Source organism: Stenotrophomonas sp. a6 (genome assembly GCF_030913325.1).
In the GTDB taxonomy this organism is placed as follows: Bacteria; Pseudomonadota; Gammaproteobacteria; order Xanthomonadales; family Xanthomonadaceae; genus Stenotrophomonas; species Stenotrophomonas maltophilia.
The window spans coordinates 4,437,501-4,458,350 of sequence record NZ_CP133161.1 but is presented as its reverse complement, the minus strand read 5'-3'; the positions used below and the strand labels follow the sequence as shown (position 1 = coordinate 4,458,350).

Sequence of the window (20,850 nt, the reverse complement as noted above, 5' to 3'; positions counted from 1 at the left end):
CAAGGTCGACACCCACCAGAGCAGAACGCCGTGCCGGCAGATCGCAGGAAACTGTCGAAGGCGGGGTGGGTCCGGGTGCGGGGGCGTGAGCCGCATGGGCCCGAGGCATGCCTCGGGCGGGTTGGGCAGGACGCCCAACCCCGGTCTTGCCGTGTGCGCAGGACAGCGCACACGAGCAAGCGGCGACCAAGCCCCCATGGATGGGTTGACGGCGTCCCCCTCAACCGGACCTACCCCGCCATCCCGCGGAATGCCAGCCTTTGACGTTGCCGTTGAAGTTGATTCGGCAGGTGCAGGGCGCAGCCCTGCCGCCACACCTATTCCGCGATCAGCACCAGCCCATCCGGGAACACGATCGCCGCTTCATCGGCACTCACATCGAAGAAGCCCACGCCGTGCTTCTCGGCCAGGTCCTGCACGCGGCCGTGCGCGCGCTCGGCCACCGAATAGGCAAACGCGCCGTAGATCACCTCGCGGCCGATGCTGTACTCGGTCACCTCAGCACGGTCGTCATCGTCGTTGCTCAATGGGCCGTTCATCGGCGGGAAGTCCTGCGCCATCTCCGCGAACCACGCCTGCAGCGACGGGCTGCTGACTGCCGGGTCGTCGTACTCGTGGCGTTCGTTCCACTGCGTCTGCTTCTCGAACCAGGCGATGAAGGCCGCCGCCTCACGTGGCGCGGCGCTGGCCTCGAACACCATCATGTCGTAACTCATTGAACCGTCCTGTTGCAGCGCCAAGGTCGGATCCCTCTCCGCAGGCGAGGGCTCTGACCCCTGCGCGGGGTCTGTGGCTGCGCAGGGTATCGCGCTACGGCTGTTCGGCTGCACTCATCGCCAGGCCCGGCGCCAGCGCCTTCGCCTCCGGGAACAGCGCGAAGCGCAGGCCGATCAGGCCCATCAGGGCTTCATCGCGGGCCTTGCAGGCGGCCACGCTACCGACCCGGCCCAGCGAAGTATCCAGCCGCTCGCGCAACGCGTCGGCCGCCACAATCGGCTTGCGCGCGGCGATCTGCCGCCGGTAGTGCACGGCGACCTCTTCCAGAATGTGCTCGACCGCCTCGCGGCTGCGCTCGGGCAGTTCCAGCCGGGCGCGGCGCAGCTGCAGGATGTTCAGGCCGATGCGTGCTTCATTGAGCATGTCCACCGAGGCGATGTCGCTGCCTTCCGGCGTCGCCGCCAGGCGCGGCGCGAGCAGGCCGAGCAGGTCAAGCATGCGCGCGGCGAAGCGCTGGCGGTCCTGCTGGCCACGACCTTCGGCGGCTTCGGCCAGCGTGGTCCAGCCCTGCCGCACCAGCCGGCGCGCGGTCCACTCGGCGCCCACCGAACGGAACAGGCGGGTCATCACCACCGCAAAGCCAATGCCGATGAACATCGCGATGGACGAGTTGAGGAAGGTCTGGATGTTGGCGCTGTAGGTGTTCTGCAGGCTCAGCAGCGCGGCCAGGTTGACCGTCAGCGGCAGCGCGAACAGCGCGCTCTTGGGGTGGTGCAGCATCAGCCCCAGCGGCAGGAACGCCACCGCCAGCACCAGCGCCAGCAGGCCGAAGTCGTGCACGGCCGGGAACACGCCGAACAGGTACACGCCGGCCACCACCGAGGCGACCATCGCCCACACCAGGAACGACACCATGCTCGGTGCCGGATCGTCCTGCGCGGCGAAAAATGCGGCGGTCACCGCGGCCATCATCGCGCCGTTGCCGCCGCCTTCCCACCCCAGCGCGATCCACAGCACGCAGTAGCTCATCAGCGCCGCGCCGGCACTGAGCGCGGAGAACAGCGCCATGCCATAGTCGACGTGCTTGTCGGCGGCCACGCGTTCGGTGCGGATGCGGTAGTGCGCACGGTCCAGCGGCGCAGTGCCCTGGTCGATCGCGTGCTGCAGGGTGCGGCAGTCCTGCCACAGGTCCACCAGCTCCTCCAGGCGCAGCAGCAGGCTGGCCAGCTGCAGGTGCTGCAGGTCGCGGTCCACCTGCGGCTTCAGTGCGCTGATGCGCGCGCGCAGGCGCGCGTACTCGCTGGCGTTGGTGGGCCCGTCCAGCCAGTCATGGATGTCGTCGACCAGCGCCGGCAGGCCTTCCGGCAGGGCCTGGCCATCGCTGCGCAGTGCGCTCAAGCGATCGGCAATCGAGGACAGCACCGGCAACAGCAGCAGCATGCGCTCGCGCAGCCGCTCCATCGCCACGGCCGAACCGGCATGGCGCGGGTCGTCGCGGCGCAGGAACTCGATCAGCGCCTCGAACTGCACCAGGTCGGCGGCGAGCCGGTTGCGCGGCGCGTGCGCGCGGCCGCGTTCGAGGATCTGCCGGCACCACTGCGCCGCGTCCTCCATCCAGTTGCCGATGCGGGCGCGCAGCATCGGGCGTACCGAGGCCGGGAACAGCAGCGAAGCAAACAGCACTGCCACCACGGTGCCGAGGATGATCTCCTCGCTGCGGGCCACCACGGTGTCGAAGATGGTCTCCGGCGAGGTCACGGCCGGGAAGCCGATGAAGGCGGTGGTGTAGCCGGCCAGCAGGAACGCGTAACCGCGCGGGCCGCGGTTGAGCAGGGCCATGAACAGGCACCCGGCCAGCCAGATCGACATCGCCGCGCTCAGCACCAGCGGCGTTTCCACCAGCGCCGGCAGCACCAGCAGGGTAGCCAGGCCGGCCACCAGGGTGCCAACGATGCGGTACACGCCCTTGGCGCGGGTTGGGCCCAGCAGCGGCTGGCTGACGATGTACACCGTGCCCATCGCCCAGTACGGGCGCGACAGGTTGCCGGCCATGGCGATGTACAGCGCGGCCACCGCGGCCAGGTAGGTCTTGATCGAGAACAGCCAGGCCTGGCGATCGGTCAGCGCGTTCATGGCTTACTTCGCCGAGGCCTGTGCGGTGGACGGCGCGGGCGGGGCAACCGATGCCTGCCAGCCGCCACCCAGCACCAGGAACAGATGGATCTGGTCGCGCGAGACCTGCGCTTCGGCGGCGGCCAGGGTGGCGTCGCTGGTGGCCAGGCTGCGGTCGGCATCCAGGCTGGACAGGTACGGCGTACGGCCACCCTGGTACAGCCGGCGGTTCTGCTCGGCGGCCAGTGCGGCCTGCTCCTGCGCGATGCGCAGCGACTGCAGCCGGCGCAGGTCCTGCGCATAGCGGTCCAGCGCGGTCTGGGTCTCGCGCAGCGCCTGCAGCACGGTGTGGTCGAACTCGGCCAGCGCGGCATCGGCACCCGCCTCGGCGGCGTGGATGCGTGCGTGCGTGCCGGACGACGGCAGCGTCCACGAGATCAGCGGGCCGATCGACCACTGCTGGGTCATCGGCGTGCCGAAGTCTTCCAGCAGGCCGGCGGCACCCACCGAGGCACCCAGGCGGATGTCCGGGTACAGCTCGGCGGTGGCGACCCCAATCCGCGCCGTGGCCGAGGCCAGCTTGCGCTCGGCCTGGCGCACGTCCGGGCGGCGCTGCAGCAGCGCCCGGCCATCACCGACCGGCAGCGGCTGCGCCAGGCCGGGGGCGTGCGCACAGTCGATCACGCCGGCTGGCAGCTGGCCCGGGGTTTTCCCAAGCAGCGCGGCCAGCGAATAGGCGGCCGCCGAACGCTGCGCGCGTAGCGGCGGCAGTGCCGCCTCCAGCAACGCTACCTGCGCATTGGCGCGGGCCAGTTCCGGCGGCGTGCCGCGGCCGGCCGCGATCAGGCGCTCGGTGACCGTGCGGCTGCGCTGCTGCAGCTGCAGCGAATGCTCGGCCACGTGCAGTTCGTGGTTGGCGTGGCAGATTTCCAGGTAGCTGTCGGCGACCTGCGCGACCACGCTGACCTGGGCCAGGTCGCGCGCCGCAGCGACCGACTGCTCGTCGGCACGCGCTGCCTCGGCGCCGCGCTTGAGCTTGCCGAACAGGTCGAACTGGTAGCTGACCGCGAACTTGCCATCGGCCAGGTTGATCACCGGCAGCTCGTGCTCCTGCAGGAACGATTCGGCCGACAGCTGCGCGCGGCTGACGCCGGCCTCGGCCTCGTACTCGAAGCCACCGGCGTCCAGCGCCTGTTCGTACACCGCCGCCGCACGACGCAGGTGTGCATCGGCGGCCTTCAGTTCCACGTTGTCACGCAGCGCCTGGGTGATCAGGCCGTCCAGCACCGGGTCGTTGTACAGCGACCACCAGCGGTCGGGCAGCGCCTGGTTGGCGGCCACCTGCGGGTTCTGCGTATCGATGAAGGCTGCATTGGCCTCCGGGCGCTTGAAGGCCGACCCTTCCGGCAGGGCGTAATCCGGGCCGACGGTCCTGCAGGCCGCCAAGCTGGCCAGCGCAACGATCAGACCGAGACGGGGCAGGGCGGCGTTCACAGGCCCGCCTGTGTCGGCGCGGTGCCGGCCTTGTCGTTGTGCGGATGGCGGCCGGTGTCCACGGTCACTGTGGCGGTGCGACCGGCGATCAGTTCCACGCCCTGGGGTACTTCGTCGATGGCGATGCGCACCGGAATACGCTGCGCCAGCCGCACCCAGTCGAAGGCCGGGGTCACGTTCGGCAGCAGGGTGCTGCCGTTGCTGCGGTAGCGGTCCTCGATGCCGGCGGCGATGCTCTCGACATGGCCGCGCAGCGGGGCAGATTCGCCCATCAGGCGGATGTCCACGCTCTGCCCCGGAGCTACGCCGCGCAGGCGGGTTTCCTCGAAATAGCCATCGACGCGGAACGAGCCGGTATCCAGCAGTGCCAGCACCGGCTTGCCGGCCACCACGTAGTCGCCCACGCGCAGGGTGCGGTCGTTGACCCGGCCATCGGCCGGCGCGCGCACCTCGGTGCGGCCCAGGTTGAGCTCGGCCAGGCCGACCGCCGCCTGTGCGGTGGCCAGCGCCGCCTGTGCGGCCTGCAGCTTGGCGCGGCGCACTTCGGCGTCCTCGGCGGCGACCAGGTCCTGCAGGCTGCGGTCACGGCCGATCTCGCGGCGCAGCTGCGCCACCGATGCCTGGCGCTCGGCCAGGTTGGCGCGGGCCTGCTCCAGCGCGATGCGGTAGCGGGCGCGATCGACCACGAACAGCAGGTCGCCCTTCTTCACCGCCTGGTTGTCGGCTACCTGCACCGTTTCCACCAGTCCGGACACGTCCGGCGCCACCTGCACCACGTCGGCACCGACATGCGCATCGCGGGTCCACGGCTCATCCATGTAGTAGACCCACAGCTGGCGCAGCACCAGCAGGGCGACGATCACGGCTGCGCTGGTGAGCAGCACCGGCAGGGTCTTCTTCACGATCTTGTTCACGATTGCATCCAACGCAGGAGGTGGAACAGCAGGCCAAGCACGATCCCGTACAGCGCCAGGTTGAACAGCGCCGGGTGCCAGACATGGCGATAGGCGCCGGCACGCTGCAGCAGCGCGTGCAGGCCGCTGTTGACCAGGTAGGCCAACAACATCAACCCGAGCAGGGTCGGGACGAACACTCCGTGGAGACTGAATTCACCGGGCATCGGTAGGGGCGGGGGGCGAGGTGGGGGGGAAGGGGAGGGGAGGAACAGCGAAACAACGGCAACGGGCAAAAGCCGCTGGCGTGTGCACGGCAGCGGCGGTGTTCAGGGGCAGCGGTCTTACGTGATGCGGTCGGCGGCCTCGGCCAGCAGGCGCCATGCCTTCAGCACGGCGTGCAGTTCATCCATGGAAAGCTCGCCGAACACGTCCTGGCGCAGGCCGATCAACTGGTCTTCCAGCTCGCTGACCAGCGCGTGGCCCGCGTCGGTCAGCCACAGCAGGTTGGCGCGGCGGTCGCTGGCGTCGCTCTCGCGGCGGACCAGGTCGCTGGCGCACAACTTGTCCAGCAGGCGCACCAGGGAGGGTCCTTCCATGCCCAGCTGCTGCGCCAGCGCCACCTGACGGATGCCACCGCCGGAGCGGCCGATCATCAGCAGCGGCATGGTGCAGGCGGTGGAGATGCCGTAGCTGCCGAGCCGGCTGTCGGCCAGGCGCTGCCACTGCCGCCCTGCGTACAGCAGGCCGGAGCTGAGCTGCATCTGCAGCACGGTGCGCTCGTCGAGGGGTCGGTCCATAAGAGATAGATAGGATACTACTAATTTCATTCCTATCAATAGGTTTTTCTGAATGGGTGGGTGTAGTGAGGAAAGCGTTGCGCCTGCCTGGTGTCGGGTGGGGCAGCGGGCGCCGGACGGTGCAGGACACGCCGTGAACCCCCCTCCGGGGTCCGGCCCAGCCGCTGGCGGCTGTGCGTTCGGGCGCTTGCGAGGCATGCCTCGCAAGCAAGCGCCCTCACCCTTGGGGGCTCGGCCGCGGCTTGCTCGTGTGCGCTTCCTGCGCACACCGAAAGACCGGGGTCGGGCGTCCTGCCCAACCCGCCCGAGGCATGCCTCGGGCCCATGCCGCGGACGGTCCTGCCCCGCCCGGCCCCGCTGCCTTCCCATCCCCCGCGAGCGCGGTGGGTTGGCTCTTGGAAGCAAGAGCAGAAGCAGTGCGGACCAACGGTCCGCACCCACCAAAGCACAAAACACCACAGCAGCGGCGCGCCGATTCCGAAGCCATGAACCCCCGCTTTTGCCCCCGCTTTCGGGGGGCAGGCCGCGCCCGCGGGACACCGCCAGGGAGTGGGAGAGGGGGCTGCGCAGGACCGTTGGCGCCATGGATGGCGCCATCGAGCCCCCATGGACGGGTTTACGGCGTGTCCTGCGCTGCCCCCTCTCCCACTCCAAACCGATAGCAACGACGCGCCAACAACGACCCCCGATGAACCGTCCCAACAGGACGACCCACCCCCCGGTCGGGTACGATGCTCGCCCCCCGTTCGGGACGCTGTACGCAATGAGCAAGAACAACGAAAAGGCCGCCCCGCAGGGCGACGTGACCCAGGACCAGGCCGAGGATGCCGTGCGCACCCTGCTGCGCTGGGCCGGTGAGGACCCGTCCCGTGAAGGCCTGCTGGATACCCCCCGCCGTGTCGCCGAAGCCTATGGCGACTGGTTCAGCGGTTACCGCGACGACCCGCGCGCCTACATGGAGCGGACCTTCGAGGAAGTGGCCGGCTACGACGAGCTGATCGTCCTGCGCGACATCGAGTACGAAAGCCACTGCGAGCACCACATGGCGCCGATCATCGGCCGCGTGCACGTCGGCTACCTGCCGGCCGGCAAGGTGGTGGGCATCAGCAAGCTGGCCCGTGTCGTCGAAGCCTACGCCCGCCGTTTCCAGGTGCAGGAGAAGATGACCGCGCAGATCGCCCAGTGCATCCAGGATGTGCTGCAGCCGATCGGCGTCGGCGTGGTCGTCGAAGGCGCCCACGAGTGCATGACCACCCGCGGCATCCACAAGCGCGGCGTCAGCATGGTCACCTCCAAGATGCTGGGCAGCTTCCGCGACGACGCGCGTACCCGCGCCGAGTTCCTGCGCTTCATCGAAGTGGGCGGCAAGCGCTGAGCCGCTTGCCCGCACCACGCCGGCTCCTGCAGGCCGGCATGCCCACGGCTGTCCACGCGGCAGCTGTGCATGGCGGTTTGTCCCTGTCAGCCCTACAGACTTCTTTCGCTGCATGAAGCATCGCGAACGCATTGCCCGTTACCGCCACCTGCGCGAACAGCCCCAGTGGAAGCTGCTTGCCGCCGACCACGCTCCGGAAATCATCGGCCTGCTGCAGGGCCTGCTGATGGACGGCGAGCGCACGTTGCCGTCCTCGGTACTGAACGAGCGACTGCAGCGCGCGCTGGACCAGCTGGCCGGCGATGAACTCTCGCGCGAGCTGCCGCGCACCGCCCAGGCCTACATCGCGCACTGGCTGGCCCAGGGCTGGCTGGAACGCCGTCTGCCCGAAGGCGCCGACCAGGAGCAGTACGAGCTGGCGACCGCGGCACTGCAGGCGATCCGCTTCGCCGACGGCCTCGAGCAGGCCCGCGTGGCCGCCACCGAAAGCCGCCTGGCGCTGGTCATTGAGCAGCTCTCGGCGCTGGCTGCGCAGACCGAAGCCGATCCCGATGCGCGCCTGTCCGCGCTGCACGACGAGCGCGACCGCATCGATGCCGAAATCGCCCGGGTCGGCACCGGCCGCGTGGTTGCGCTGGACGGCAAGCGCGCGCTGGAACGCACCCGCCAGATCATCGGCCTGGCCGACGAGCTGACCGAGGACTTCCGCCGCGTGCGCGATGACTTCGAGCAGCTCAACCGCGATTTCCGCGAACGCATCATCGACGACGAGGGCGAGCGCGGCGATGTGCTGTCGCAGCTGTTCGAAGGTGTGGATGTCATTGGCGAAAGTGACGCCGGGCGCAGTTTCCAGGCCTTCTGGCGCCTGCTCAACGACGCCGAACAGAGTGCCCAGCTCGATGCCGCGCTGGAAGCGGTGCTGGCGCGCGGCTTCGCCCGCCGCCTGGACCGCAACGAACGCAACTTCCTGCGCAGCTTCACCAGCACCATGCTCGAGCGCGGTGGCCAGGTGCACGACGTGCTGCAGAACTTCGCGCGCAGCCTGCGCGGCTTCGTGCAGAGCCGTGGCTACCTGGAACAGCGCCGCCTCAACCAGTTGTTGAAGCAGGCGCAGTCCGAAGCGCTGGCCCTGCGCGACGAATTCCCCGCACAACGCGGCATCGGCCGCGACCTGCAGCTGACCACCAGCCGCCTGCGCTCGTGGTCGCAGTGGAAGCTGCATGATCCGCGCAGCGCCCAGGTCGACGGCAATGTCGAGTACAACGACGCGGCCGCGATCAGCCTGGAGAGCGTCGGCGACCTGGTCGCTTCGTCCGAAATCGACTTCCGCACCCTGCGCCGCGACCTGCACGACCTGCTCGATGCACAGCCGCGGCTCAGCATCGCCCAGGCCCTGTCGCAGCGCGAGGCGCCGCAAGGTCTTGGCAGCGTCATCGGCTATCTGTCGCTGGGCACGCGCTTCGGCAACGTGGTCGCCGGCGAGCAGGAGCTTGCGCAGTGGCGTGGTGGCGACGGCCAGGTCCGTCGCGCCCGCATCCCGCTGGTTTGGTTCACCCAGGAGAGACGCCATGAGCTGGCATGAAGATCCCATCGACGCAGCGCAGGCCGACGTGGCGGAAGACGCCTACGAGGCCGAACCGGTGGCGGCCGTGGCGCAGCCCCGCCGTGGCAACGACGTCTATTACCTCGGCGACACCGGGCGCCTGCCGCTGGATGCGCGCCGCGCGCTGTGCCAGCTGCTGATCGGCCCCAGCATCGACCAGCTGCGCCACGCCAAGCTGTGGCCGGCACTGATCCGCAGCGAAGCGGCCATCCGCTCGTCGCTGGCGGACCTGTTCCTGGAACTGGTGCTCGACCGTGACAGCGGCGTGGCGTTCACCCGCCAGGCCGATACCGAAGACGTCGATGCGCCGGTGCTGCTGCGCACCTCGCCGCTCACCTTCATCGACTCGGTGCTGCTGCTGTACCTGCGCCAGCAGCTGGCCGAAGCCGATGCGCGCGGCAACCGCGCGGTGGTCGCCGATGCCGAAATGGCCGAAGCACTGGCCATCTACGAAAAGAACCTGTCCACCGACCGCGCCGGCTTCAACCGCCGCGTCGCCTCGGCGGTGCAGAAGATGAAGGACAACCACATCCTGACCCGCCTCAGCGGCCAGGAAGACCGCCACGAAGTCTCGCCGGCGCTGAAGCTGCTGTTCTCCGCCGAAGACGTGTCCCAGCTCTCGGCGGTCTACCGCCAGCTGCGCGAAACCCCGGCCGCCGAGGCCTGAGAGACCCGACCATCGCATGGCTATCTCCAAGCACACTCCCGCCCTGTTCAACGAAGGCCTGCCGGACCCGCGCCTGCAGCAGTTCCGCATGCGCCGCCTGCAGGTGCACAACTGGGGCACCTTCAACGGCCTGACCGAAGTACCGATCGCCGAGCGCGGCTTCCTGTTCGTCGGACGTTCCGGCTCGGGCAAGTCGACACTGCTCGATGCCATGTCCGCGCTGCTGACGCCGCCGGCCATCGTCGACTTCAACGCTGCTGCGCGTGAAGCCGAGCGCAGTGGCCGCGACCGCAACCTGGTGTCCTACGTGCGTGGCGCGTGGGCTGACCAGCAGGACAGCGGCACCGGCGAAATCGCCACCCAGTACCTGCGCAAGGGCGCCACCTGGACCGCACTGGTGCTGGAATACCGCGCCGGCGATGGCCGCGTGGTCAGCCTGGTGCGCCTGCTGTGGATCTCCGGCAACGGCACCTCGGCCGGTGACGTGCGCAAGCACTACATGATTGCCGAGCGCCCGTTCGACATCGCCAAGGATCTTGGTGGGTTCGACCTGGACCTGCGCAAGCTCAAGCAGAAGCTGTCCGACCTGCACCACTTCGACACCTTCTCCGGCTACGCCGAGCGCTTCCGCGACCTGCTCGGCATCGACAACGAGATGGCGCTGCGCCTGCTGCACAAGACGCAGTCGGCGAAGAACCTGGGCGACCTCAACGTCTTCCTGCGCGACTTCATGCTCGACACGCCGAAGACCTTCGACGCCGCCGAGCGCCTGGTCAGCGACTTCGCCGAGCTCGATGGCGCGCACCAGGCGGTGGTCACCGCCCGTCGCCAGGTGGAGACCCTGCTGCCGGCACGCGCCTACTACAACGACCTGAAGGAAATGCACCGCCGGCGCGGCGACGACGAAGCCCTCAAGCTCGGCGTCGACAGCTTCCGTGAAAGCCGCCGCCAGGCGCTGATCGAAGCGCGCCTGCGCGAGATGGACGTGCGTGACCGCGGCCTGCTTGGCGAAGAAGCCCAGCGCCGTGCTGCACTGGACAATCACACCGAGCGCCTGGCCGAACTGGAACTGCAGCGCCGCCAGCAGGGCGGTGAGCGCATCGAAGAACTGGAACGCGAGCAGGGCCGCGCCGAAGCCGAGCGCGACCGCCGGCAGGCCAAGCGCGAGCAGGCAAGCCTGGCCGCGCAGCAGCTGGGGGCCGAACTGCCGGACGACGCACACGGCTTCGCCGAACTGGTCGAGCGCGCACAGAACGAGCTGCAGGACCGCCAGCGCGCCTCTTCGGCGCTGGACGATGCGATCAGCGATCGCCTGGGTGGCAAGCGCGATGACGAGCGCCGCTTCGGCGAGGTCCGTGCGGAACTCGAAGCGATGCAGCGCACGCCCTCCAACATCCCGGCGCCGATGCAGAAGCTGCGCGCGCGCCTGGCCGAGGAAACCGGCATCGCCGAAGCGGCGCTGCCGTTCGTCGGCGAACTGATCCAGGTCCGCTCGGAAGAGCAGGGCTGGCAGGGTGCCATCGAGCGCGTGCTGGGTGGCTTCGCGCTGTCGCTGCTGGTCGACGACAAGCATTACAACGACGTCGCCGAGTGGGTGAACCGTACCCACCTGGGCATGCGCTTCACCTACTACCGCGTGCGCCGCAACGATGATGCGTTCGCCCGTGAGCCGTCGGCGAAGTCGCTGCTGCACAAGCTGGAACTGCGCGAACACGTGTTCGAAAGCTGGCTGCGCCGCGAGCTCGGCAAGCGATTCGACTACGAGTGCGTGGATGCCAAGCAGCTGCGCAACGTCGACCGCGGCATCACCCGCGAAGGCCAGGTCAAGCATCCGGGCGACCGTTTCGAGAAGGATGACCGCAGTGCGGTGGGCGACCGCCGTCGCTGGATCCTCGGCTTCAACAACCACGACAAGGTGGGCGCCTTCGAGCGCGAAGCTCAGGAACTGGCGAAGCGCATCGCCAGCTGCGAGACCGACATCGCGCGCCTGCGTGGGCAGCGTGACCGCGACAACGAACGCCGCCTGGCCTGCCACGAGCTGGTCAGCATCAGCTGGAACGAGATCGACATCGCCGCCCCGCAGCAGCGCCTGAGCGACATCGAGGCCACGCTGCGCGACCTGCGCGAAGGCAATGCCGACCTCGCCAAGCTGGCCAAGCAGATCGACGCCGTGCGCGCCGACATCGAGCAGGCCCGCCGCACCTATGAAGACGTCCGCGTCGAGCGCGGGCAGCTGGTCAAGGAACGTGACCGCCTGGACCGCGCGCGCCAGCAGAGCCGTGCGCTGGTGCTGCCGAGCCTGGCCCAGGAGCAGGAAGCCGGCCTTGCCGAGCGCCTGCAGGAGCAGGGTCCGCTCAGCCTGGAAACGCTGGAAGCGCACATGCGCCAGGTCAGCAACGCGCTGAACGAGCAGCTGTCGTCCTCGCAGCAGGACCTCAACCGCATCGAGAACCAGCTGATCGGCTGCTTCCGTCGCTTCATCCAGCAATGGCCGGAGGAATCGGGCGACTTCACCGTGTCGGTGGCCTCGGCCGAGGACTTCCTCGCACGCCTCGAACGACTGGAGCGCGATGGCCTGCCGCAGCACGAAGAGCGCTTCTTCGATCTGCTGCAGAACCAGAGCAAGAACAACCTGCTGGCCCTGCAGCGCCACAGCGCCGAGGCCCGCAAGTCGATCGGCCAGCGCCTGGACGAAGTGAACGCCAGCCTGGAACAGGTGCCGTTCAACCGCGGTACGTTGCTGACCATCGAACTGAGCGACCGTCGTCTGCCGGAAGTGGGCGAGTTCCAGCTGCAGCTGCGCGAAGTGCTGTCGCAGCAGCAGACCGAGCAGCGCGAGCTGGCCGAATCGCAGTTCACCGTGCTGCGCCAGCTGGTCAACCGCCTGGGCTCGCAGGAAGGCGAGGACAAGCGTTGGCGGGAGCTGGTGCTGGACGTGCGCATGCACGTGGAGTTCATCGGCGTCGAGCTGGATGCGGAAACGCGCCAGCAGGTCGAGATCTACCGCAGCGGCGCCGGCAAGTCCGGTGGCCAGCGCCAGAAACTGGCTACCACCTGCCTGGCCGCGGCACTGCGCTACCAGCTCGGCGGTGCCGACAGCCAGCTGCCCAGCTACGCCGCAGTGGTGCTCGACGAAGCCTTCGACAAGGCCGACAACGAGTTCACCGCCCTGGCGATGAACATCTTCGACAACTTCGGCTTCCAGATGGTGGTTGCCACCCCGCTGAAGTCGGTGATGACGCTGGAACCGTTCATCGGCGGCGCCTGCTTCGTCGAAATCAGCGGTCGCCACGACTCCGGCGTGCTGCTGATCGAGTATGACGAGGAAGGCAAGCGCCTGAAGCTACCCGAGCGCAGCCGCCAGCAGGCCAACGAACCGGAAGAAGCCGAGGCCTGACCTGGCCGATTGAAGGGGAATGCCGGCCAGCGGCCGGCACCACCCATGGGGGGTTCATGATCCGATCGAATGGGAATGCCGGCCAGCGGCCGGCACTACCCATGGGCGGGGTTCATGGCCCGATCGGATGGGAATGCCGGCCAGCGGCCGGCACTGCCCATGGGCGGGGTTCATGACCTGATCGGATGGGGATGCCGGCCAGCGGCCGGCACTACCCATGGGCGGGGTTCATGACCCGGTAGTGCCGGCCGCTGGCCGGCAACCGCGTTCACGCAGCGCGGAACGTATCCCACGCCATCCGCGCGATCAGCACCACCACTAGCCCCACGAACAGCTTGCGGATGAACGGCGTACCGCCCTTCAGCGCCAGGCGCGTGCCCACCACCGAGCCGATGATGTTGGCCGCCGCCATCGGCAGCGCGAACAGCCACAGGATGTTGCCGGTCGGCACGAAGAACGAGATCGCCGCCACATTCGTCGCCAGGTTCACCACCTTCGACGCCGCCGAGGCGCGCAGGAAATCCAGCCCGAAGAAGCGCACGAACAGGAAGATCAGGAAGCTGCCGGTGCCCGGCCCGAAGAAGCCGTCGTAGAAGCCGATCGCCGCACCGATCGCCAGCGCGATCACCAGTTCGCGGCGGCCGATCTCCTGCGGACGGTGCAGCGCGCCGAAGTCCTTCTTCCACAGTGTGTAGGCCAGCATCGCGACCAGCAGCACCAGCACCAGTGGGCGCACCGCGTCCTTGGGCAGCAGGCTTACCGCGGTGGCGCCGGCGAAGGAGAAGATGAAGGCCGTGCCGGCCGCGAACAACACCGGCTTCCACGGGAAGCGCACGTTGCGCGCATAGCGCCAGGCAGCCGCACCGGTACCGAACATCGAACTGAACTTGTTGGTACCAAACAGCATCGCCGGCGTCTGCTGCGGCAGCACCGTGAACAGGCCAGGCAGCTGCACCAGCCCACCACCACCGACGGCGGCATCGACCAGCCCGGCGGTGAAGGCGATGACCACCAGCCACCACAACTCAGGGGGAACCAGTTCCAGCACGGCGATCAATCGATATGGGGGCGCGACAGCATACGCCTGTCCTGCACTGGTTGACCGGTGCCCCGCGTGGATCCATCCGCACAACCCGGCGACAATGTCCGCATGAGCCGAAAACCCACCGATCCCTGCCCCTGCGGCCTTCCCGCCGAATACGCCGCCTGCTGTGGCCGTTTCCATGCCGGTGAGGCCGCCCCCGATGCCGAGCGCCTGATGCGATCACGTTACAGCGCCTATGTGCGGGGACTGGCGGACTATCTGCGCCAGAGCTGGCATCCGGATACCCGTCCGGCCGAGTTGTCGTTGGATGACGCGCCCGGCCAGCGTACGCATTGGCTGGGCCTGACCGTGCACGAGCACACCGTCACCGGCGCCGACAGCGCCGAAGTGCGCTTCACCGCCCGCTACCGCGTGGGCGGCGGCAGCGCGGTGAAGATGGCCGAGCACAGCCGCTTCCTGCGCGTCGACGGCCGCTGGTACTACCTCGACGCGGTGTGAGCCTCAGCCGCCGCGTGCCGCCAGCACGCGCTGGCCGGCATGCGCGCGGACCTGGTTGCGACCACCGTCCTTGGCTGCGTACAGCGCCTGGTCGGCGGCCTTGATCACTGCCGCTGGCCGCTCATCCACGCGGCTGTCTGCCAGCCCGATGCTCACCGTCACCTGCACCGTCTGCCCGCTTCCGCCGCGTCCGCGCTGCCGGCGCCCTGTTTCATCGTCGCGGCTGCGCGTGCTCCGGTCGCGCAGCTGCATGCGGGTGTCCTCGATGGTCTGCCGCAGCGCCTCGACTGCATCCACGCAGGCCGCTGCGGGACGATCCAGGAACACCACCGCGAACTCCTCGCCGCCATAGCGGAACGCCCGGCCACCATCGCCCACCCGGCCCAGGCGCGAGGCCACCAGGCGCAGCACGTCGTCGCCGGTGTCGTGGCCGTGGGTGTCGTTGAACGACTTGAAGTGGTCCACGTCCACCATCGCGATGCTGTAGGTGCCGCGCGCCCGCTGCAGGGTCTCATTGAAGGCGCGGCGCCCCGGCAGGCCGGTCAGCTCATCGCGGAAGGCCATATGGAAGGACTCCTGCAGCATCGCGCCCAGCATCAGCAGCAGGGCCGCGCTGGCCAGTGCCGGCAGTAGCACCGGCTGCAGGAACACCCGTGGCAGCATCCACCACAGGCACAGCAGGGCCAGCAGCATCGCCGTGTGCAACGGGCGCGGATGCCGCCAGGCCTGCCAGCCCAGCGCGGCGGTTGCCAGAAGGAACAGCAGCGCTGGCAGCTGTGCCAGCGCGTTCCAGTCGGCCGGAATCCAGCTCCAGTGGCGGTTGGACAGCAGATCGTGCATGCCCCGGGGTTGCTGCGTGGCCAGCAGCAGGAAGATCATCAGCGCGGTGCCACTGGCAACACTCCGCAACAGCAGGTCGTGGCGGCGCCGCCCGCGCTCGGGCCACAATGCCAGGCCCGCGAACAGCAAGGGCAACCAGGCCGAAATGGCATGGAAGCGCAGCGGTGTCAGCGCCGTGACGTGGCCGCTGTGCAGGTAGCCGCCCACGTCCTGGTGCAGCAGCGCGAACATGACCGCCACCACCAGCAGCAGGCAGAGCGTACGCACCTGGTGGTAGAGCAGGGCAAGGCCGGCGCCGAGGCAGGCCAGCAGCCAGGGCAGGATGCGTTGGGCCGGACTGGCAACGTCTTCGTTGCCCAGTGCTGCCCACAGCACCACGGCAACCAGCACGGCGGGCAGCACGAACAGGTAATGCGCAGGCTGGCGGAGCGGATGCAGGGGCAAGCAGGAATTCCAGCGCGGTGACGACGCGGCCGCAGCATTGCCGTTAGCGGCGTTCGCACCGGCTTCTTGAATGCGGGATGGTCACGCATGTGAACGCGTTGACGTCGAACGATGACATCGCACTCACCCTGTTGCGCAGATGCTGCCCGGATGGACAGCGTAGCCACCGCCGTCGCTGCCCCGCAGCGCGATCTCGCCCGCCAGTACGCATGTGTGCGGAACCGCAGCATGCACCTGGCAGCCCCCCTCAGCGCCGAAGATGCCATGCTGCAGAGCATGGCCGATGCCAGCCCGAGCAAATGGCACCTGGCCCACACCACCTGGTTCTTCGAACGCTTCGTGCTGGCCGGCTTCCCACCTGCACCGGCGCATGACCCTGCCTGGGACTACCTGTTCAACAGCTACTACAAGAGCCTCGGCCCGGCGCATGCCCGGCCGCAGCGTGGGCTGCTGTCGCGGCCATCGCTGCAGCAGGTGCGCGACTACCGCCAGCAGGTCGATGCACAGGTGCAATCGCGGCTGGCGGCAGGCGACCTTGATGAGCAGGCACTGCAGCACCTGCAGTTGGGCCTGCAGCACGAACAGCAGCACCAGGAACTGCTGCTCACCGACATCAAGCACGCGTTCTGGTGCAATCCGTTGCAGCCGGCCTACCGCGAGGACCTGCAGCCTGCAACCAGCCCTGCCAGTGCGCAGGGCTGGATCGAGTCGCCCGAGCGCATCGTCACCATCGGCGCCGCAGCCTGGCCGCAGCACACCGCCTTCGCCTACGACAACGAATCGCCGGCGCATCGCGTGCTGCTCCCCGCGCACGCACTGGCCGAGCGTCCCGTCAGCAATGCCGAGTACCGCGCTTTCATCGACGCCGGCGGCTACCGCGAACCGCGCTGGTGGCTCAGCGAAGGCTGGGCGCTGCGCGAAGCCGAGAGCTGGCAGCACCCGCTGTACTGGGATGACGCCCTGCAGCGCGAGTACACCCTGGGCGGTTGGCGCGAACTGGATCCGCATGCGCCGGTCTGCCACCTCAGCTACTACGAGGCCGATGCCTGCGCCCGCTGGGCCGGTGCGCGCCTGCCCAGCGAGTTCGAGTGGGAGGCTGCCGCCGCAACGCTGCCGCCTCGCGGTCATTTTGCCGATGACGATCGGCTGCACCCGCAGGCTGCAGGGGGCAGTGGACTGCGTCAGCTGTTCGGCGATGTATGGGAATGGACCCACAGTGCGTATGGCGCCTACCCGGGCTTCCGCCCTTTCGCCGGCAACCTCGGTGAATACAACGGCAAGTTCATGTGCGGGCAATGGGTGCTGCGCGGTGGCAGCTGCGCCACGCCGCGTGGCCACGTGCGTGCCAGCTACCGCAATTTCTTCATGCCCCCGGCGCGTTGGCAGTTCTCCGGGCTGCGCCTGGCCAGGGATCTCGCATGAGTACGGTGCACGACGCACTGCAGGCGCTGACCGATCTCACCCCCGGCCGCCAGCAGATCCTCACCGACGTGGTGGCCGGGTTGTCGCGCACGCCGCGCCAGCTGCCGTCCAAGTACTTCTACGATGCGCGCGGCTCGCGCCTGTTCGAGCAGATCACGCAGACCCCCGAGTACTACCCCACGCGCACCGAGCTGGCCCTGCTTTCACGGGTACTGCCGGACATCGCCCGAAGCGTCGGGCCGCACCTGCACGTGGTGGAACTGGGCAGCGGCAGTGGCCGCAAGACCGCGTTGCTGCTGGCCGCCCTGCACGACCCGGTGGCCTACACGCCCATTGAAATCTCGCGTGCCGCGCTGCTGTCCAGCATCGACCACCTGGCCCCGGCGCTGCCCGAGGTGGAGATGCTGCCGGTCTGTGCCGACTTTACCCGTCCCGTCGCCGTACCCATGCCCGAACGCGAACCCGCGCGACGGCTGCTGTTCTTCCCCGGTTCCACGCTGGGCAACTTTGAAGGCGAAGACGCGGTCGCGCTGCTGCGCGCGATGCGCCAGACGATGGGCCGCGACGGCCTGGCTCTGGTCGGCATCGACCTGCACAAGAATCCGGCGCTTATCGAAGCAGCCTACAACGATGCGCAGGGCGTCACCGCCGCATTCACCCTCAACCTGCTGGCCCGGCTCAATCGCGAGATCGGCAGCGACTTCGATCTCGACGGATTCCGTCACCGCGCCCGTTACAGCACCGCGCGGCTGCGCATTGAAACCGACCTGGTCAGCCAGTGGGCGCAGGACGTCCATCTGGATGGCCGGACCTTCCATTTCGAGGCCGACGAACCGATCCGCGTCGAATACAGCCACAAGTACACCGACGAGAGCTTCGAAGCGCTGCTGCAGCCGGCTGGCCTGCAGGTCATGCAGCGCTGGGATGCTGAAGGCCCGGCCTATGGCCTGCGCCTGTTGCGTGCCATCTAGGGCGGACGGCCAGCCGGTACCGCTTCAGGTTCAGCAGCAGCGCTACCCCTAAGATGGCCGTGCAACGGCAACACGGAGGACGCCATGCCCATTCTGACCACGCTCGGCCTGGCGGCCGCTCTTGCCTCGGCGCCGACAGCGCCCGCCGCGCCTGCCGGCGACATCGATCCGGCGTTCAGCCGCTGCCTGTCGGGCCTGCAGGCCACCGCTGTGACACAAGGCATCAGTCCCGACCGTTTCAACGCGATCACCGCCGGCCTCACCCCGGACCCGAGCGTGCTCGGCCTGCTCGATGCACAGCCCGAATTCACCACGCCGATCTGGGACTACCTGGCCGCGCTGGTCGATCGCCAGCGCGTGGCTGATGGCCGCGCCCTGCTGCAGCAGCACCGCGACCTGCTCGATCGCGTGTCGGCGCAGTACGGCGTCGATCCGGCCACTATCGTCGCGGTCTGGGGCGTGGAGAGCGACTACGGCCGCGTGTTCGGCAAGCGCCCGCTGCTGCAGTCATTGGCCACGCTGTCCTGCGCCGGCCGTCGCCAACCCTTCTTCCGCGGTGAACTGCTGGCGCTGCTCAAGCTGATCGACCGCGGCGACCTGCAGGCCCAGGGGCTCACCGGCTCTTGGGCCGGTGCCTTCGGGCATACGCAGTTCATGCCCAGCACCTATGCACGCATCGCCGTGGACGGTGATGGCGATGGCCGCCGCGATCTGGTCGGCAGCATTCCCGATGCACTGGCCTCCACCGCCAACTACCTCAAGCGCGCCGGCTGGCGCAGCGGCGAGCCGTGGGGCATGGAAGTCCGCGTTCCTGCGGGCTTCAACGCCAGCCAGGCCGGCCGCACCCAGCGTCGCGCCCTGGCCGACTGGCGTGCGCAGGGCGTGACTGCGCTGGATGGCAGCGTGTTGGCTCCAGCCAACCTGCCGGCGGATGCGCGCGCCGCGCTGCTGCTGCCGGCCGGCAACAAGGGCCCGGCATTGCTGGTGTTCCGCAACTACGACGCGATCTACAGCTACAACGCCGCCGAAAGCTATGCGCTGGCGATCGCGACGCTGGCTGACCAATTGCGTGGTGGCAACGGGTTGGCCACCGCCTGGCCGACCGATGACCCGGGCCTGGGCCGCGATGAGCGCCGCCAGCTGCAGACCCTGCTGCTGGCCCGCGGCCACGATATCGGTGCCGCCGACGGCATGATCGGTACCGCCACGCGCCGCGCGATCCAGGTAGAACAGCAGCGCCTGGGCTGGAGCGAGGTGGATGGCCGCGCAGGCCAGCGCATCCTGCGCACGCTGCAGGAAGAGGCGGCCGCCATCGCACCCGCTGGGCAGAAAGCCTTGCCGGCGGCACGTTGACCGCGACATCATCGCCGCGGTCTTCAAGGAGCGTCATCGCATGCAGTCGAATCCGGACATCAGCACCGGCCTGTATCACGGCCTGGAGGCCTGGCAGGTGCGAACCGCCAACGCCACGGCGGTCGTCAGTGTGTTCGGCGGCCAGCTGCTGTCGTTCATTCCCGATGGGCAGCCCGATCTGCTGTGGCTTTCGCCCACGCGCGCCGAGCTGCCCACGCCCATCCGCGGTGGCGTCCCGGTGTGCTGGCCGTGGTTCGGTCGCCAGGGCCAGAGCGCCGATGTACCGGCGCATGGCCTGGTACGTACCGCGCGCTGGGAGCTTCTGCAGGCCAGCCAGCGCGATGATGGCGAGGTCGAGCTGCAGTTGGCGCCTGCGCCCAGCGCCGATCGCGGCCTGCGCCTGCAGATGCAGTTGCGTATCGGCCGCCAGCTGCGCCAGCAGCTGGTCACCGAAAACACCGGAACCTCGCCGGTGACCTTCACCCAGGCCCTGCACAGCTATTTCCGGGTGGGCGATGCCAAGCGGGTCGAGGTCGAGGGCCTTGACGGCCTGCAGTACCTGGACAAGTACGAGGACTATGCGCAGCTGCGCCTGCAACAGGGACCGTGGTCATTGCGCGATCCGCGTGATCCCGGTCGCAGCGATCGCATCTATACCAGTGCCGGGGGCCACTACGTGCTGCATGATCCCGTACTGCAGCGGCGGATCGAGATCCGCAGCGAAGGCAGCCAGACGCTGGTGGTCTGGAATCCGGGTGCCGAGGCGGCAGCCAGGATGGCCGATGTCGGCGAGGGCTGGCGCGATTACGTATGCCTGGAAGTGGCCAACGCAGGCCCGGAGCAGATTACGCTTGCGGCGGGTGCGCGCCATCAACTGGTGCAGACCTTGGGCAGTACCGCGCTGTAGGCGCGGGCAGCGATTTCAGTTTGTCGATGCAGGTAGCAAGGACGGAAAAACATGCAGGAAGCACAATGGTGGTACGCCAATGGCAGGCAGAGCAGTGGGCCGGTGGATCTGGCCGGTCTTCGCCAGCTGCAGCAGGAAGGGACGGTTACGGCGCGCACCCTGCTCTGGTGCGAAGGCATGCCCTCATGGCGGCCGTTGGCGGAACTGGAGCAGGCTTCCGCCCCCGTCGAGGTGGTTCCGGCCTTGGATATCGACGCAGCCCCTGCGGTTGAGGGCATCGCGCCGGATGTCGGCGACCCGTCCGATCCCTAT

At 68.7% G+C, this 20,850-nt stretch carries 18 protein-coding genes (1 of these 18 cut by a window edge); 10 read left to right on the top strand and 8 right to left on the bottom strand.

From position 1 onward, the window contains the following. Nucleotides 1–317: 317 nt before the first annotated feature. The 6 genes from Q9Q79_RS20350 to Q9Q79_RS20325 all read right to left on the bottom strand — a co-directional run bounded on the left by Q9Q79_RS20350 (nt 318) and on the right by Q9Q79_RS20325 (nt 6,016). Nucleotides 318–716: a hypothetical protein gene (locus Q9Q79_RS20350; protein ID WP_043035325.1), complete on the bottom strand. Its 399-nt coding sequence runs from the start codon at nt 714–716 to the stop codon at nt 318–320. A 94-nt stretch (nt 717–810) separates the two neighbouring features. After that, the gene (locus tag Q9Q79_RS20345) at nt 811–2,850 is read right to left on the bottom strand and encodes an FUSC family protein (RefSeq protein WP_043035326.1); all 2,040 of its coding nucleotides are present in this window, start codon (nt 2,848–2,850) and stop codon (nt 811–813) included. A 3-nt stretch (nt 2,851–2,853) separates the two neighbouring features. Beyond that, nucleotides 2,854–4,323, bottom strand: a complete 1,470-nt coding sequence (locus Q9Q79_RS20340; RefSeq protein WP_049460860.1) for an efflux transporter outer membrane subunit — start codon at nt 4,321–4,323, stop codon at nt 2,854–2,856. Next, nucleotides 4,320–5,237, bottom strand: a complete 918-nt coding sequence (locus tag Q9Q79_RS20335; RefSeq protein WP_201863859.1) for an HlyD family secretion protein — start codon at nt 5,235–5,237, stop codon at nt 4,320–4,322. Before Q9Q79_RS20335 ends, Q9Q79_RS20340 begins: the two co-directional genes overlap by 4 nt. Continuing rightward, entirely contained in the window at nt 5,234–5,443 is a 210-nt protein-coding gene (locus Q9Q79_RS20330) for a DUF1656 domain-containing protein (RefSeq protein WP_010487502.1), read from the bottom strand. Before Q9Q79_RS20330 ends, Q9Q79_RS20335 begins: the two co-directional genes overlap by 4 nt. Nucleotides 5,444–5,560: 117 nt before the next feature. Continuing rightward, nucleotides 5,561–6,016: a MarR family transcriptional regulator gene (locus tag Q9Q79_RS20325; protein WP_012481667.1), complete on the bottom strand. Its 456-nt coding sequence runs from the start codon at nt 6,014–6,016 to the stop codon at nt 5,561–5,563. 763 nt (nt 6,017–6,779) lie between these two features. Here Q9Q79_RS20325 and folE point away from each other — a divergent pair. The 4 genes from folE (at nt 6,780) to Q9Q79_RS20305 (ending at nt 13,058) form a co-directional block, all read left to right on the top strand. Continuing rightward, nucleotides 6,780–7,391, top strand: coding sequence for a GTP cyclohydrolase I FolE (folE, locus tag Q9Q79_RS20320; RefSeq protein WP_004141296.1), 612 nt, complete (start codon nt 6,780–6,782; stop codon nt 7,389–7,391). Nucleotides 7,392–7,503: 112 nt separating this feature from the next. Next, a complete protein-coding gene (locus Q9Q79_RS20315) occupies nt 7,504–8,973 on the top strand; it encodes a DUF3375 domain-containing protein (protein ID WP_005411693.1) in 1,470 nt (489 codons plus the stop codon). Continuing rightward, a complete protein-coding gene (locus Q9Q79_RS20310; RefSeq protein ID WP_005411692.1) occupies nt 8,960–9,661 on the top strand; it encodes a DUF4194 domain-containing protein in 702 nt (233 codons plus the stop codon). Before Q9Q79_RS20315 ends, Q9Q79_RS20310 begins: the two co-directional genes overlap by 14 nt. A gap of 16 nt (nt 9,662–9,677) precedes the next feature. Next, nucleotides 9,678–13,058, top strand: a complete 3,381-nt coding sequence (locus Q9Q79_RS20305) for an SbcC/MukB-like Walker B domain-containing protein (RefSeq protein ID WP_005411691.1) — start codon at nt 9,678–9,680, stop codon at nt 13,056–13,058. 268 nt (nt 13,059–13,326) lie between these two features. Here the strand turns inward: Q9Q79_RS20305 and Q9Q79_RS20300 are convergent, their stop codons facing one another. Further along, a complete protein-coding gene (locus Q9Q79_RS20300) occupies nt 13,327–14,106 on the bottom strand; it encodes a TSUP family transporter (protein WP_043035333.1) in 780 nt (259 codons plus the stop codon). 102 nt (nt 14,107–14,208) lie between these two features. On the opposite strand from Q9Q79_RS20300, the gene Q9Q79_RS20295 reads away from it, so the two are divergent. Further along, nucleotides 14,209–14,601 (top strand): YchJ family protein, encoded by a 393-nt coding sequence (locus Q9Q79_RS20295; protein WP_005414942.1) that lies wholly within the window; start codon nt 14,209–14,211, stop codon nt 14,599–14,601. Between the two features lie 3 nt (nt 14,602–14,604). Here the strand turns inward: Q9Q79_RS20295 and Q9Q79_RS20290 are convergent, their stop codons facing one another. Beyond that, nucleotides 14,605–15,885: a GGDEF domain-containing protein gene (locus Q9Q79_RS20290; RefSeq protein ID WP_065184131.1), complete on the bottom strand. Its 1,281-nt coding sequence runs from the start codon at nt 15,883–15,885 to the stop codon at nt 14,605–14,607. Nucleotides 15,886–16,035: 150 nt separating this feature from the next. On the opposite strand from Q9Q79_RS20290, the gene egtB reads away from it, so the two are divergent. The 5 genes from egtB to Q9Q79_RS20265 form a co-directional block, all read left to right on the top strand. Further along, a complete protein-coding gene (gene egtB / locus Q9Q79_RS20285) occupies nt 16,036–17,307 on the top strand; it encodes an ergothioneine biosynthesis protein EgtB (RefSeq protein ID WP_043035329.1) in 1,272 nt (423 codons plus the stop codon). Beyond that, a complete protein-coding gene (gene egtD, locus Q9Q79_RS20280; RefSeq protein WP_201864115.1) occupies nt 17,304–18,278 on the top strand; it encodes an L-histidine N(alpha)-methyltransferase in 975 nt (324 codons plus the stop codon). Before egtB ends, egtD begins: the two co-directional genes overlap by 4 nt. Nucleotides 18,279–18,362: 84 nt before the next feature. After that, nucleotides 18,363–19,631: a lytic murein transglycosylase gene (locus Q9Q79_RS20275; protein WP_065184132.1), complete on the top strand. Its 1,269-nt coding sequence runs from the start codon at nt 18,363–18,365 to the stop codon at nt 19,629–19,631. A 40-nt stretch (nt 19,632–19,671) separates the two neighbouring features. Beyond that, nucleotides 19,672–20,538 (top strand): D-hexose-6-phosphate mutarotase, encoded by an 867-nt coding sequence (locus Q9Q79_RS20270; protein WP_065184133.1) that lies wholly within the window; start codon nt 19,672–19,674, stop codon nt 20,536–20,538. Nucleotides 20,539–20,589: 51 nt separating this feature from the next. Then, nucleotides 20,590–20,850 carry the 5' end (the start) of a DUF2628 domain-containing protein gene (locus Q9Q79_RS20265; protein WP_065184134.1) on the top strand. The gene runs 513 nt beyond the window's last position, so only the first 261 of its 774 coding nucleotides appear in the window; it begins with the start codon at nt 20,590–20,592; its stop codon lies beyond the right edge, outside the window.

Coding starts and splice junctions, on each gene's coding strand:
- Q9Q79_RS20345 (WP_043035326.1), bottom strand. CDS start 2,850: ATGAACGCGCTGACCGATCGCCAGGCCTGGCTGTTCTCGATCAAGACC.
- Q9Q79_RS20315 (WP_005411693.1), top strand. CDS start 7,504: ATGAAGCATCGCGAACGCATTGCCCGTTACCGCCACCTGCGCGAACAG.
- Q9Q79_RS20330 (WP_010487502.1), bottom strand. CDS start 5,443: ATGCCCGGTGAATTCAGTCTCCACGGAGTGTTCGTCCCGACCCTGCTC.
- Q9Q79_RS20275 (WP_065184132.1), top strand. CDS start 18,363: ATGCCCATTCTGACCACGCTCGGCCTGGCGGCCGCTCTTGCCTCGGCG.
- egtB (WP_043035329.1), top strand. CDS start 16,036: ATGGACAGCGTAGCCACCGCCGTCGCTGCCCCGCAGCGCGATCTCGCC.
- Q9Q79_RS20325 (WP_012481667.1), bottom strand. CDS start 6,016: ATGGACCGACCCCTCGACGAGCGCACCGTGCTGCAGATGCAGCTCAGC.
- folE (WP_004141296.1), top strand. CDS start 6,780: ATGAGCAAGAACAACGAAAAGGCCGCCCCGCAGGGCGACGTGACCCAG.
- Q9Q79_RS20270 (WP_065184133.1), top strand. CDS start 19,672: ATGCAGTCGAATCCGGACATCAGCACCGGCCTGTATCACGGCCTGGAG.
- Q9Q79_RS20305 (WP_005411691.1), top strand. CDS start 9,678: ATGGCTATCTCCAAGCACACTCCCGCCCTGTTCAACGAAGGCCTGCCG.
- Q9Q79_RS20295 (WP_005414942.1), top strand. CDS start 14,209: ATGAGCCGAAAACCCACCGATCCCTGCCCCTGCGGCCTTCCCGCCGAA.
- Q9Q79_RS20310 (WP_005411692.1), top strand. CDS start 8,960: ATGAGCTGGCATGAAGATCCCATCGACGCAGCGCAGGCCGACGTGGCG.
- egtD (WP_201864115.1), top strand. CDS start 17,304: ATGAGTACGGTGCACGACGCACTGCAGGCGCTGACCGATCTCACCCCC.
- Q9Q79_RS20350 (WP_043035325.1), bottom strand. CDS start 716: ATGAGTTACGACATGATGGTGTTCGAGGCCAGCGCCGCGCCACGTGAG.